General features: G+C 57.6%; 13 protein-coding genes. 4 read left to right on the top strand and 9 right to left on the bottom strand.

All coding sequences use genetic code 11. The annotated features are described in order from the left end of the window. The first annotated feature begins 201 nt into the window (after nucleotides 1-201). Nucleotides 202-426, top strand: a complete 225-nt coding sequence (locus Pan97_RS26030) for an enolase C-terminal domain-like protein (protein ID WP_144977968.1) — start codon at nucleotides 202-204, stop codon at nucleotides 424-426. 38 nt (nucleotides 427-464) lie between these two features. Here Pan97_RS26030 and Pan97_RS26025 read toward each other — a convergent pair whose 3' ends face one another. The 8 genes from Pan97_RS26025 to Pan97_RS25990 all read right to left on the bottom strand — a co-directional run bounded on the left by Pan97_RS26025 (nucleotide 465) and on the right by Pan97_RS25990 (nucleotide 9,097). Next, complete coding sequence (locus Pan97_RS26025) at nucleotides 465-911, bottom strand: hypothetical protein (RefSeq protein WP_144977966.1); 447 nt, start codon at nucleotides 909-911, stop codon at nucleotides 465-467. Further along, nucleotides 908-1,924 (bottom strand): DUF1559 domain-containing protein, encoded by a 1,017-nt coding sequence (locus Pan97_RS26020; RefSeq protein ID WP_165698978.1) that lies wholly within the window; start codon nucleotides 1,922-1,924, stop codon nucleotides 908-910. The genes Pan97_RS26025 and Pan97_RS26020 overlap by 4 nt, the downstream gene beginning before the upstream one ends. A 279-nt stretch (nucleotides 1,925-2,203) precedes the next feature. Continuing rightward, nucleotides 2,204-3,766, bottom strand: coding sequence for a glycosyltransferase family 39 protein (locus tag Pan97_RS26015; RefSeq protein ID WP_144977964.1), 1,563 nt, complete (start codon nucleotides 3,764-3,766; stop codon nucleotides 2,204-2,206). A gap of 107 nt (nucleotides 3,767-3,873) precedes the next feature. After that, nucleotides 3,874-4,293 carry a hypothetical protein gene (locus tag Pan97_RS26010; protein ID WP_144977962.1) on the bottom strand — a complete coding sequence of 140 codons (420 nt, stop codon included), beginning with the start codon at nucleotides 4,291-4,293 and terminating at the stop codon, nucleotides 3,874-3,876. Between the two features lie 15 nt (nucleotides 4,294-4,308). After that, a complete protein-coding gene (locus Pan97_RS26005) occupies nucleotides 4,309-5,223 on the bottom strand; it encodes an SPFH domain-containing protein (protein WP_144977960.1) in 915 nt (304 codons plus the stop codon). Nucleotides 5,224-5,410: 187 nt separating this feature from the next. Then, entirely contained in the window at nucleotides 5,411-6,412 is a 1,002-nt protein-coding gene (locus Pan97_RS26000) for an SPFH domain-containing protein (protein ID WP_144977958.1), read from the bottom strand. 229 nt (nucleotides 6,413-6,641) lie between these two features. Next, a complete protein-coding gene (locus Pan97_RS25995; RefSeq protein WP_144977956.1) occupies nucleotides 6,642-7,664 on the bottom strand; it encodes a leucine-rich repeat domain-containing protein in 1,023 nt (340 codons plus the stop codon). Then, entirely contained in the window at nucleotides 7,661-9,097 is a 1,437-nt protein-coding gene (locus tag Pan97_RS25990) for a leucine-rich repeat domain-containing protein (RefSeq protein ID WP_144977954.1), read from the bottom strand. The genes Pan97_RS25995 and Pan97_RS25990 overlap by 4 nt, the downstream gene beginning before the upstream one ends. 123 nt (nucleotides 9,098-9,220) lie before the next feature. Between Pan97_RS25990 and Pan97_RS25985 the strand changes: the two genes are divergently transcribed. The 3 genes from Pan97_RS25985 to Pan97_RS25975 all read left to right on the top strand — a co-directional run bounded on the left by Pan97_RS25985 (nucleotide 9,221) and on the right by Pan97_RS25975 (nucleotide 11,777). After that, nucleotides 9,221-10,189 carry a PAAR domain-containing protein gene (locus Pan97_RS25985; protein ID WP_144977952.1) on the top strand — a complete coding sequence of 323 codons (969 nt, stop codon included), beginning with the start codon at nucleotides 9,221-9,223 and terminating at the stop codon, nucleotides 10,187-10,189. Between the two features lie 3 nt (nucleotides 10,190-10,192). Continuing rightward, on the top strand, nucleotides 10,193-11,068 hold the full coding sequence (locus Pan97_RS25980; RefSeq protein ID WP_144977950.1) for a hypothetical protein: 876 nt from the start codon (nucleotides 10,193-10,195) through the stop codon (nucleotides 11,066-11,068). Between the two features lie 97 nt (nucleotides 11,069-11,165). Continuing rightward, nucleotides 11,166-11,777 (top strand): hypothetical protein, encoded by a 612-nt coding sequence (locus tag Pan97_RS25975; protein ID WP_144977948.1) that lies wholly within the window; start codon nucleotides 11,166-11,168, stop codon nucleotides 11,775-11,777. On the opposite strand, the gene Pan97_RS25970 is transcribed toward Pan97_RS25975, so the two are convergent. Continuing rightward, nucleotides 11,774-13,114 carry a hemolysin family protein gene (locus tag Pan97_RS25970; protein ID WP_144977946.1) on the bottom strand — a complete coding sequence of 447 codons (1,341 nt, stop codon included), beginning with the start codon at nucleotides 13,112-13,114 and terminating at the stop codon, nucleotides 11,774-11,776. The two genes, Pan97_RS25975 and Pan97_RS25970, sit on opposite strands and share 4 nt — an antisense overlap. Between the last annotated feature and the right edge of the window lie 271 nt (nucleotides 13,115-13,385).

Below are 13,385 nucleotides of genomic sequence, written 5' to 3'. Positions count from 1 at the left end.
CGAAAGAGCAAAATGGGACATGCCCGATTTGCAAGGAAGGCATTGCGTCACGAATCTCAAGGTATCGTGAGGGAAACTCACGTTAGGATCGAAGAGAGAGGCATTCCCCTGGTTGCCTGATAGTACCAGGACACATAGATAAGAAGTATTAGTAGACTATAGTGAAACCATGCTTACGCCTGCCATGACCAGCGATTCCATTTGGCAGGCCACCAAAGCCGCATCGCCTCGCAAGACTGGGGCAGCGAGGTCGGCTTTCTCCTGCAAGTGCATGTGGCCTGTGCGATCGGGAACTTCTACCGCGCCGAGCAAGATCCAGGGACGCTACGCCGAGAACGATTGATCAAGAAGAGTACCAACGACATCAGAAAGGGGCGGTGTCACCACTGCTCTGCCCCAGGTCTCGGCATCGAACTGAATTCGTAAACGCTCGACTCCGCCAAGGTGATTCACCAGGCCAGCGCTTACTTCGGATTCTTGGGAATATCGAAGTTATGCTCGGAAGCTTCCTTCGGCACGTCGATTTCGGCGCTAAATTTGGGAAACAGCATGTTTCCCTTGGGGTGAAAGTCATTCCTGGCGGAAGGTTGTCCGTCGAAACCTTCCACACGCACCTTATGAGGCCCCGGGACGACACCTTTGGAATTGTCCCAGTCGGTATCGTAGCGGCCATCGACGATGTCGGTGTAACCGCCTGGCCCACTGTTTCCGGCATCCGTATCGGGTGCAAAGAAAACCTTGCCGGCCGGCAGAGGCTTTCCGTCGTAGATGACTTCACCGGAAACGCGATAGCGCCGAGGTCCATCATCCCGAGAACTGCAGCCAATCGTGGCGATCAACGCCATGCATGTCGCCACGATCGGCCACAGCTGCCCCTGCCTGGTAATGAATTGCTGTGATGGGAAGCTCACGGAGAGTAGCCTCCAACCGGCCCGCCGTCAGCTCGGCGACCCATCGAACGATAAACGGCCAGGTCCATGTTTTCGCTGAAGAAACGAACGGAGGCGTCTCCCAAGGTGAACATGCATCCGCCGGGGTGACGGCTGCCGAAGGTCGACGTCATCTCGGCCAGTTGATGCGTCGTCGCGACTGGCGTGGCACTGTTGATCGGATTGGCTGCGGCACACAGGGTGATCGGCGTTGCAAACACGGAGTTCACCAACTGCCCCGAAGCCCAGCTCGTTTCCCGAGTAGCGATCCCTGGGTGCGATCCCAGCAGGAAGTGATACATCGATTCGCCCACCATGAACGTGTTGGTCATTCCGTCGGTCACGTCGCTGAAGCGGGTCGGCGAGTTGTTATAGAACATGCCGTTGGTGAAAAAGTATCGCGTAGGGCTGCTGGTACCGGCGCAAGCGACGTGCAGTTCGGCGTTGACCGTTCCGGGGTCGCCACCTCCCTGGCAGGCCAGGTAATTGAGCGTCGGAGCGTCGCCGCCAGAGTTCGGATCGGACGGGCACTTATACATTTCCAGCGGCTCGAACTGGTACTGTTTGTTGGGAGACGAGCAGCTGGAACTGAAAGGAGAGAAAATCCTGGTGAAGTCGAATTGGTCGTGCAGGCTGTTCTGTTCCGCAAAGGGAAGAATGAGCACCGTCCATGGAGCAAAAGTCTGGGTGCATTCGTTGCTGTTGCCACCCAGCGGCGTCGTACCGTTGACGCAGGTCACGTGACCACTAACGGCACCCGGTGGGAATGAAAGGTGGGTATCGTGATAGTTGTGCAGCGCCAGACCGATTTGCTTCATCTGGTTGGAACAACTCATCCGGCGAGCGGCCTCGCGCGCCTGCTGAACCGCCGGAAGCAGTAGGGCAATCAGAACCCCGATGATGGCGATGACCACTAGTAATTCGACCAGCGTGAAGCCTCGCGATTGCTTCTTGGGCCGACCTGGGATCCTCTTTGTACGCATGAGTAAGAACATGATCGTAGACTCCCTATCAGCGCAGGACGGAAAGCCAGGCAGGAATGCCAAAGGGGATGAAACGGCTGCCGCTGTCTGATAGACAAAAAGAATAGGAAGATGAAAAAGTTCTTCCAGCAGTTTCGGCCTTTCCCCAGATCGGGTCAACAGAATTTCCCGAAACGAGGGTATTTGATATGGAATTTCTGCCCGTTGTGAGTAACGACAAGCCCTTAGGGCAAGTTAACGGGCAATTGCGGTCCTATCACGAGCAATCGCCATCGCGCTGCTGGCTAGGAGCTATTTCGATTCCAACGTCCTTGGACCAGGGGAAGTCGCGATTTCAGGTGGCTTCCCTTCCGTCCCGACATGGCTCGGTGGAATGACGGCGATGCCGATCTTCAGAGGGGCCATCTCCGGAGCTTTCACATGCCGGATTTCGATTGGCTGCTGGACGATGGCCGTGGGGAAGCGGGATAACCATCCTTCGATATGAGTCGGTTGATCATCCGGATTCTCCCACACGATGACCCCGCCGTGGGCGCGGATGTTGGTCTCGTCGATCCACGGGGCGAAGCGGGGATCGCATTCGGGATAGACGTCGACTGGCCGACCGGCATAAACCGATGCATTCCCAGCCGGCCACCACGATCCGGCGATCGTCGGAGGCTGACCTGCGTCGGCCACCAATTGCCAGCGCAGCTGCACCTGGTCGGCGAGTTGACTGCCGGGGTAGTCGACACGTAGGTACTTCTCGCGCATCGCGGTTCCATACGTGTTGCGCGCACCCACGACGGTGGCAAAGACAATGCTCAAGCAAGCACAACCGATGGCAAGCCGGCCGCAGGTGAGCGGGTCTTGGCGACGACGTTCAAAGCACATGACCAATAGCGCCGGCAAGAAGATCCAGATCGGAGCCCCCAGCATGCTGCGAATCATGCCGCCGGTAGCCAGCGAAGCGATCACCGCGATCGATAGCGGCCCGACCACCACCGCCAAAAGGTAATCGCGCGCCAGGCGGTCTTCGTCGCTGAGGTTGCTGCGCCACTTCCAGAAGAACCCGAGTAGCGCCATCGAACCGATCAAAATTCCGGCGATCGCGCCGAGTTGTTCTCCGAGGAACTTGGCCGGCATGATCAGATGATTCCAGGCATTGGGTTCGGTATGGGTGCGATCCTGGATGTACTTCAGCGTGATGAAGTCGTTCTCGACCATCCACCACACATGCGGAGCAAACAGCAGCAGCGAAACGCCGATCAACACGTAGGGGCCCGGCGTTTTCCACAGACCGCGAACCTGAGGATGAATCGCGGCGAAGACGACCAGGCTGAGCACCAGCATGCCGTGATCGTATTTCGAAAGCAGACCCAGCGCGACGAACGCGCCAGCGGCGGCCCAGTAGGCCAGGCGTCCCTTGGTGATGGCCCAATACAGAAACACCACCGTCAGCGCGGTCATGGCTCGGCGAACCATGTTGTTGTTCAGTTCGATCGTGGTGAAGTTGTAGAACGCACAGGCTTCCAGCAGTGCCGCCGCGGCCAGCGCGATCCACGGCTTGTTTCGATCGCGAACGACTTCCCAAACGGCCCACAGGCAAGCCAGGATGCAGGCCTGAGCCACGATATACGAAGCCCACGCCGGGTCGCTCAGCCAACCACTCGTCCCAGCCGCCAGCCAAGCCGGAAGGGGAGGATGTTTGTAATAGCCCCACTGCCACTGGTTGCCCCAGTAGATCATTTCGATCGTATCCAACGGGGCATTGGCCGCGGTCAGGATGGGCATCAGCGACCAGACGATGACATGCGTGAGCGCGAAGAGCCAGAACCAACGCGTCCAAACCGACGACGAAGCTTCTAATTCCATCCCAATTTCCCCATCCTTGCGAGCGGCCTGCTATCCAGATTCGCAGGAAGGGTAGCAAGTGGATGCTGGCAGGGAAAGATCGATCAGGTGAGAGCCACGCTCCGGTGCTACGGTTGCGACTTCTTCAATCGCTCTGCTAGCATCGCGATGGCCTCGTTGGCTTCTCCCTGCATCAGCTTGATGCCGGCGGCCATGATCATCGAGGCAACCATAATCGGGATCGTCAGCAGAAAGAAGGTCAGCGCGTAGAGAATGGCCTGCATCAAGTCGGGTGCCAGTTTGATCTCCGGCACGTTTTGATTGGCGGCCTCGGCGGCGGCTTTTTCCGCGGCTACATCCTGGATGCGAGCGATCAGCGGCGGAGGCACCTCGCCGTAGATGAGCTCCAACGTGGCATTGGCCACGTAGATGCCCAGCGCCACGGCCAGCAGCACCAACAGCGTGCCGGCCATCAGCTTATAGACCGTGACGGCATTGATGCCGTCGGAGCTTTTCAGGGCATCGTGCCGGAATTGATCATCTCGCATGGGTAACGTGCCTGCTTAGTTTTCGGCCTGAACGTACTGAGTACCGCCTGACTTGCCGCCGCCGTTCAGGTTGAACATCACGTTCGCCCCGCGGGGGATGATGCTGACTTCGGCTCGCGAGTTGAGCAGTTTCTCGACTTCCATCACCTCGAGCACCGATTCCAGAATCTCGGGATCGGTCTTGCCGATTTCGTTCAGCATCTTACCGACGATATCGGGCCGCATCGCGCCCGCTTCGGCCATCTTCTGCGAGACTTCCTTGGCCGTTTCACTTTTGATCAAGCCGACGCGGTTTTCCCCGTCCTGCTTCATGGCACTGGTAACCTGAATCAGGCGCTTGACGACCTTATCGGTAATGTTGTGCACCATCTGCACGTCGGTGAAGAAGACCTTCCGAATGTAAACCGAACCGAGGCGATAACCCCACTTCTCGGAGAGGGGCGAAACGGTAGCGCGGACGGTGCGGCTCAGGCTGTGGCGGTCTTCCAGCATCTTGTCCATTTCCAGGTTACTCAGCGTGCTGATCGCACTGGAAGCGACGTTGGCCTGAAGCGAGCCTTCAGGGTTCGTGTTGATGAACAGGTAAGCGACCGGGTCGTTGACTTCCATCTCGTACCACAGGCCGACGCCCATCGGCGTCCCTTCTTCCGAGTTGACCATCTGACCGCGGAGGTAATGCTGACGCAGCGCGGTGCTGACGACGTGCCGCTTGCCGAAAAACGGAACCAAGAGCGCACCCAGGCCGAACTTCGAGATCGGCAAGTGCAGACCTGGTTCGTCGATCGTGCCGATAACCTTGCCAAAGAGAGTATATACGTGGGCTTCGCACTCGTGAACGATCACGTATAAACCGAAACTGGTAGCGATGCGAAGCAGGATCGGGATACTTGCGATCCCGACAAAGAAACCGAATAGAAGTATGGGAAACATGATGAAAGCTTTCGTATTTCTGGTCCCCTCGCCCCAGCGGGGAGAGGGCGAATTGTGTTGGATGTTGCTAATCGCGTTTGTTTTGATCTGGGTGAAGTTCTGCTGGCTGTGTTTTGTTTTTGTATTAGCCGTTTGCTGTAGCCCCTCACCCTAACCCTATCCCCTCGGGGGAGAGGGGACTTTGTTGTTATTGTTCTTCACGGGTTTGGACGACGCTGACGGCTCGGGATAGCAGCGGGACTTTCAAGTCGCGGATGTAAGCGCGAACGGCCGCGGAGCCACCTTCCTGCTTGATTTGCGTGAGCGTTCGAGCCAGTTCCCGCAGCGGGGCGACTTCGGCCTGGGCGTTATTCGAGGCGATGTCGACCGCGCGTTTGCTCATGGTGATCTGCTGTTCGGCATCGGCCTGGGCGGTACTCAGATCGGCGGCCACCTGGTTGCGTGTGCTGTTAATCGCCGACAGAGCCCGGTCGACTTCCGGCGGCGGATCGATGCTGGTGATCAGCGCCGCGTCGAGTTCGACCCCGTATCGGCCTGGCGTGCAGCGGCATTGTTCTTCCATATATGAGTTGAGCAGCGGAAGATTCTTGCGCAGGTCGTTGATCGAGACCCCTTCGGAAAGATCGACGCTGGTCGGCGTGTCATCGTCATCGGCGGAGGGCTTGGCGAGGAAGTTGGCACCCTTTGGATCGCTGAACGTGGCGATGCGTTCACGAAGCACGCTCACGAAGTAACCCATGATGTGTTCCAGCGGACTGGCAACACCAAACAGGTACGCATACAGGTTGTTCTCGCTCACGCGGTAGCGAATCTGCCCGTTGACGCCGGTGGTCAGGTTATCCTTGGTGACCGCTTCGATCGTTTCCTGCTTCTTGGTGGGGTCCCACACCAGGTCGACGCTACGAGTCGCGACACTCACTTTGTGCACTTTTTGCCAGGGCATCTTAAAGTAAGGACCGCCCGGCCCAACGACGCGGACCTTGGGATAGGTGTAACGTTTCTTCTCGTCCTCGCTGAGGTTCGGATCGTTCAGCGGTTCGATGAACTCTTCGCTCAGACGATCGGCCCGGCCAAACGTAGTGATCACGGCCCGCTGATCCGGCGGAATGATGTAAAACGCCGTCAAAATGACGCGAAAGAAGATGTAAGCGATGAGCCCGAGTACGAGCCCTACTGCAAACGTTGTCATGCTGTTTCCCCCGAGATGTTCGTGGCTTGATGCCCACTTTTTTCAACTGTAGCACTGCGCAAAAGCGGTGTGCCTTGAATCGTATCGCGCCCCATGCAGGTTGCAACGGTTGTCCCCTCTGTAGGGTCCGTAAATGGGGCGTAAAGCTTCGTGGCGCGAAATGTTAATGGGTGCGCGGCCAGTTATTCGCTGGCGGATGGGGGATATTGGGGAAGAGAGTTCGTGATACCTACTGCGGCAAGTCTTCTACTTCGTCGTCATCGTAGCGACGGATGGTGATACTAAACGCATCAACGTCAATGACGCGCGGTCCGGTTTTTTCAGGCACAAACATTCCGCACGTTCCGCAAATCGGCATGAACTCCGTGTTGACCTTCACCGGCGTCAGCGTGTCGATTCGCATGCATCCCCAGGCGTAGAACTCGACCTCCAGTTCATCGGGACTAATGTAGACGTCATCGAGCTTGGGAAGTTTCTGGAGCGTATCGACGCACCCCTCGTCGATCGATGTTCCTACGATCCAGAGAGTACGGAGTTCTCGGCAATCGGCCAAGGCGGCAAAGCCATGTTTGGTGACCGCAGGTGCCTGCTCAATCTCCAGCGACGTGAGCTTGGGTAGTTGTCCGAGCGACTTCAAGCCGTTGTCGGTGATCGTCGTTTCTCGGAGCATTACTTCTTCCAATTCAGGGAATTGGGGCAGTAGCTGTAGGTATTCGTCTGAGGCCGTTGCTCCTACCAGGGTGATCGACTTGAGTGTTTTCACTTGCGACAACTGACGAAACTGCTCGACGCTGAGGGAAGTGCCGATCAGCGCCAGATCATTCAGCCTCGGCATTTGAGAAATGGTTTCGACCGATGGATCCGTGAGTGTCACGTCGTGGAGTTCCAGGTATTCCAGTCGATGACAACTGACCAGCATGGGGACGACCTCGTTGGTATCTTGCGGCTCGCTGATGATGACGAAATCGACATAAGCGTGGATATGCTCGCCAAACAACTTGCGGAGCAGCCAAGGACCCGGGGGCGGAGGGACTTCGTTCCTTAGGTTCAGCTTGTGATAGTCATACGAGGCGTACCCGCCGGCTTTCTCGACGGCGGCAACGACTTCTGCTTCTCGCTGAGCCCGATAAACGTCCCGGGCAATCCACCCCATGGGAAGCGATAGCAGCAGCACGAGTAGCATCAGCCCCCGTAGGCCGTAAGACAGCCAGCGGCGGCGGGATCGTTCGGCAGGCGGATGCGAATCGGTCATTCGATCACCAACTCCTCGCCCGGTTGCTCGAAGGGGTCGCCTATCGTGTCGGCGAAGTTATCGGGAAGTTCGGTGGGCGGTGCGAAGGGATCTTCGCCGGGCGAAAACTCCGACGCGGCGGAAGGACCTTCGCTTGAATTTCTCTCGGAAATGCGGATTAAATTTCGCCAAGCGGCGGAATTCGCTTCACCGAATTGGGTCGTATTGGCGTAGTCGTATGGAAATGCACACGTCCCGCATAAGTGAACCCGATGATCTTGCAGCGAGACTTGGAAGCCGGCGCCGAGGTGAACATAGTCGAGCGTCGGCGACTTCGATAACTCGTGCAGGCCGTGAATGGTGATCCGGGTCCCACTGAGGTTGGCTTCCCTCAACTGCGGAAGGCCTGCCAGGTGCTTCATGCCAGCGTCGGTGGTCAGGCTCGCGTCGCAGTTCAGTTCGGTCAGGCTAGTCATCTTGCCGATGGTTTCCAATGCTTTGTCATCGATGCTGACGCCATCAATGGTCAACACTTTCAGCTTCGTCAAACTCGATAGTTGGGCGAATGCTTCCCCAGGCGCAGCCACTCGTTCACGATGGCCTTTGAGGTACAGGTTCGTTAGTGACGTCATCTTCCCCAAAGCGTCGTACCAGCGATCGTCAACGGATGGAACGTCGATGACGAGCCACTGCATTCGCGTGAGCGCTGCCATCGCCTGGATGCCGTCTGGCGTACTTAAAGGGGCGGATGAATCTATGGTCAGTGTTTGAAGTTTCGGGATGGCGGCCAACTTTTCGACGTTGGGACGGGTGATGGGGACATCGTTGACTTTGAGAGATTCCAATTGATGGAAGCTGGAGACTTCGTCCAGAATAGCAATGGACGACTCACTGGAAGGAAGAACCAACCTGCGCAAGTTCGGTAGGGAAGACAGACGCCGAAGCTGACGTGGCGTTACCGTCACCGCCCAAAGATCGAGTTCCTCAAGCGTATCGATGCCGGCGAAGTGTTCGATCACTTCGTCCGAGAGGGGCCGGCCATATTCACCGGTGTTGCTTGACAGGATATCGATCGACGTGAGGGAGCGAAGCTTCTTGAGTTGAGGAGCTAACCGGTTCAACTTATTGATGGGAAGATGAACGCTCTCAATGTCCTCGTACAGATCCGCATCATGCCCCCAGTTCATCGCTCGTTTCCAAAGATAACTGGGATACTCAACCCAGGTGATCTCATCCGAACCCGGCAGTCGGTAAGTCATTGAATAGCCGTCGACGGAGTCGATTTGAGTGCTTACTTGCTGCTCGACCTTGTACTGCGCGATATCGTCCTGCCGCCAGCGCATGGGAAGCGCAATTCCCACGGCAACGACGACCGTGAAGACGAGTAGCCCGCGCAAGCTGAAGCTCAGCCAGCGGCGGCGGGGCTTATCCGGGGTGTCCTTAGTAGGGTTCATACGTCTGATCGTACCGAATGTGACGATCATCTGCGAAGATTTTGTGGTTTGCCAACCCCCTGCGCGTTTCGAGTGACCTACCTTTTCCCAGCCGTTTTGTCTTGATGCCTTGCTGGGAATGCCATGCCGCCTGCTGCTCGGATCGCTGATATGCATACCTGCCCGATGAGTACCGGGCCGGTTCCGCATGTGGGTGGACCGGTGATGGTGGGCTGTCCGACGGTGCTGATCGGCGGCATGCCGGCGGCGCGCGTGGGAGATATGGTCACGTGCTGCGGTCCACCAGACGCGATCGCGATGGGTTCGCCGACGGTCTTCATCGGCGGGATGCCAGCGGCTCGGATGGGAGACATGTGTGCCCACGGCGGCACCATCACGATGGGCTTTCCCCAGGTGATGATCGGCGAGATGGGCGGGGCGCCGACGATTCCGTCGATCCCCAGTTTGCCATCAATTGCCGGTCTGTCGATCAGCCTGCCTGAGATTCATATCCCGGTGCCGTGCATCGCGTTGGAACTTCCGCACCTGACGATTCCCAAGCTGAAGAAGCTGCACCTGCCGTCACTGGTTGGCGCGTTTGGCAAAGGCCTGTTCGAAGGCCTGGTGAACAAGCAGAACCTCGAGATGTTCGCCGCTCGCACTGCCCTGGTAGTACTGGGGGCGAATCCGGAACTGGTGGGTGCCGCGATGGCGATGTACGGCGCGTACAGCTTGTACAAGACGTGCGATCAGATGGGAGACGGCAACCCGGTGGCGGGCCTGGGCAAGCTGGGCTCGGCGTTGGCCAGCGGCAATGCGAACGACTACGCCCACCTGGCCGGCAGCCTGGCTTCGATTGCGGTCATGGGTAAGGCCAACGATGCCGTCGACGACGCGGCCCTGACCGGGGCACGCAACGCCAACGCGATTTCCAAAGTCGACGATGCATTGGACGACGCTTCGAAGGCCGGAAACGCCGGCAAGGCAGCCAAAGCCACCAGCGCCGCCGGCAAGATCGCCAAGGCAGGCGACAAGATCGATCAGGCAAGTGCTGCGGCCGGACAAGCCCAAGAGAACGAACACGAACACCACGCACCCATATTGGAAGTGTAAGCGATGCTCGATATTGAAAGCCAAATGCTGGACGCCTTGGATATCCTTTGCGGCTGTTTGGAAGAGCCGGTGGAAGGGCTCAACGACGAGGTGCGCGAGATCTGTCTGAACGAGGTGAATGACTTGGGCCAGCGGACCTATCAGCATATGATCATGCCTGACCCCAAGCTGCGCGATGATCTGGTCATTCGGCATGTGCTCGACCGCCAGGCGTTTCCCCTGCCGATCGCGATCGCCGTCGAGCGGTACTTAGAGCTGTACGAAAAGGCTCCTCTTCCGGCGCATGCGCGACCGATCATTGATACGCTTCCCACGCAGTCGGAATTGCCGCTAACCCGCGTGCGGAACATTCAGTGGGAAACGTTCACTTACGAAGCGAGCGTCACCGGTCGTTTTCTGACGTGGACCAACATGCTGATCAATGCCGACCTGGCTAACGCCTCGGTCGCCGAGCGGGCCTTCTGTCAGCGGATGCAGCCGTGCTACGAACAAGACACCTCGTCCCTGCAGTACAAGCTTTATTCAAGGTGGAATCTGGCCGACACCATTCCCGAGTACAACCACGAAATGAAGTTCCCGGAAAGCGTGTTCCTGGCACTGCATCCCAATCACTCGGCCACGGACTTCTTGATTCATTTCCAGTTCATGCTGACGACCTGGATCGAGGTCAATACGCAGCGACGAAACCTGAGCTTGAAGGAAGCGGTGCTAACCTACTGCACCGATATTCCGGCGGACGTTTACCAGGAACTGATGCCTCCCCTGTCGCAGATCGTGATCATCGACAAGAAGCATCAAACGCTTTATCACTTCGGCAGCGATGTGAGCTCGGTCCAGCGGATGATGCGGTTCTGGCAGCCTGAGTTTGCCGAGAACTAACGGAAAGACGAACGAATACGATTGCCAAATCGCTTCGGGCACTGGTAGAACAAACAGGACTTACCCACTCCATTTTGCGTTTATAGGGGGCCTGATCATGATGGTTTCATTTCGTATGTCTGTCTACCTGCCAATGGTTACTGGCCTGTTTTTTTCCGGGCTGCTGCTCGAGTCGGCGTATGGTCAATACGATCCACGCGCGGAAGCTGAACAAAGGGAACAGCGCGAGATCGAGCGGCGCGAGGAGCGCGAGCGGGGTGAAATTCGCCGCGAAATGGAGCGGCAGAAAGACGAATTTCTGCATGAACTCGAACGACTTTCCGAGCAAGTCGATGACGTTCGCCCACATATTGGTGAGCGAGCGGAAGCGTTCGATCAGCGCCGCCGCGAGATGATGCAGCGCGAGCACCACCGCGCCATGCTCGAAGGGCACCGGCTTGATTTCGAGATGCACAAGCTGCATATGGAACGGGTCGCCACCCAGGCACGTATCGCCAACGATGCGGTGCTGAGCGCGGCGTTCGCTTTGGAACGCCTGCAGGAACTCGTTCCCAATGAGAAAGAACGCCGCGAAGTGCTGGAAGACTTTCTCGAGGACTCGCAGAACATCGCCGTACAGCGATTGATCCGCATGAAGATTCTGGAACTCCCTGCCGAAGGACGAGAGCGGGAAAAGCGTCTTGAGATTCTGGAGGGTTTGATCCCTTAGTTACCGCCCTGACCCGGCTCGGCCGGCGCGTCTTCCGCAGGAAGTGAATAGAGAAACGCTTCGCGAACCAAAGCCCCTTTGGTCTTGCGGACGACCACGCGTGTATTGTCGTCGTTGATCGCCACGCCACTGGTGGGCGGGTCGGTGAGGTGCTCGAGAATCCAGTCGTTCAAGTTCAAAACCGGCTTTTCGCTGACAGGCTTCAGCGTCAGGCCGGTGACATGCTGCAGATGATGCAGCGAGGCGAAGCCACCAGCCAGCCAACCGTCGCCAGAACGGCGAACGTAGGTCGGCAACCGATCGAACTCGTCGTGGATTTCGCCGATGATCTCTTCGACGATGTCCTCCAGCGTCACCATGCCGATCACGCGGTCGTTCTCGCGTACCAAGGCGATATGCTGACGTTCGCGCATCAGCCGTTCGAGACATTCAGAAACGGCAGCTTTCGCCGCGAACGAAATGATCGGTCGGACCAACGTACGCACCTGCTGGTTCTCGTGGCCGTGCGTTTCTTCAGCGACGATATCTTTCAGGTTGACGTACCCAATAATTCGCTGCGGGCTGCCGGCCTGCTGCGTGACGGGGTACCGCGTGTGCATCGTTTGGTAGGCAAGCCGCAATGCGTGCTCCATCGTTTCGTCCGCCGGCAACATGCCCATGTACTGGGCCGGCAACATGATATCGGAAAGGGGCGTGGCCGACAGCCGGGAGGCGCTGACGATGATTCCCTCCTCGCGACGCCCAATCAAGTTGCTGATGCGGGCCAGGGACGCCGCCCCGCGCAGTTCCTGGATGGCCGCTTCGGAAATGTCTCCTTCATCCCCCTTGCGTTTGCCAAACAGCGAGACGATGCCGGTCACCGATTTTTCAAAGAACCAGACGGCCGGCCAGACCGCGTACGAGAACCACTCCATCGGCGGCGAGAGTTTCAGACAGATCCACTCCTTGTTTTTCAGCGCGAAGACCTTGGGAACCAGCTCACCAAACAGAATCGTAATCATCGTCAGCGGAGCGACGACCAACGTAATCGCCAACAGCGCGGCGGCCGTTTCCGAGAAGCCTGAATCGATCAGCATCGGCTCGACCTTCTCGGCGGCCCCTGCCCCGCCGGTGGCAGCGGCCACGGCAGCCACCAGCGTAATGCCCAGCTGCACCACGGCCAGGCTGGCCTCCATGTTGTCCTTCATGCGCAGCGCGGAAGCTGCCCCGCCCCGCTTCGCATCTTTCAGCGCATGCAGTCGGCCGAGTCCGATCGAGGCGAGGGCAATCTCGTAGGCGGCGAAAACACTGTTGAACGCGATCATCAAAGCGATCACGAGCAGTTCAAACGTTCCCATGGGTTCCTCCTCCTGAAGGGAATCGCAGCATGCGTTAGGTGAAAGAAATCAAATGTTGCCAGCACTCACTCTTGCCTTCTCGTTTCGCAATGAAAACCGCGGAATCTAACATGATTCTTGCTGGTAGAAATGCCAAAAGACGTTCCACAGCGCAGAAGTGCATTCGTTTACTGGTTCCGTAGGACAATAACTAACCAGCAAGAATCGCAACAATGTGAGATTAAGCGCTGCATAAGGCCTCTTGAGGTGTCTTAAATTGCACAAAAGATGT

The organism is Bremerella volcania, from assembly GCF_007748115.1.
GTDB classification, from domain to species: domain Bacteria; phylum Planctomycetota; class Planctomycetia; order Pirellulales; family Pirellulaceae; genus Bremerella; species Bremerella volcania.
This window is presented reverse-complemented; position numbering and strand designations above follow the sequence as displayed.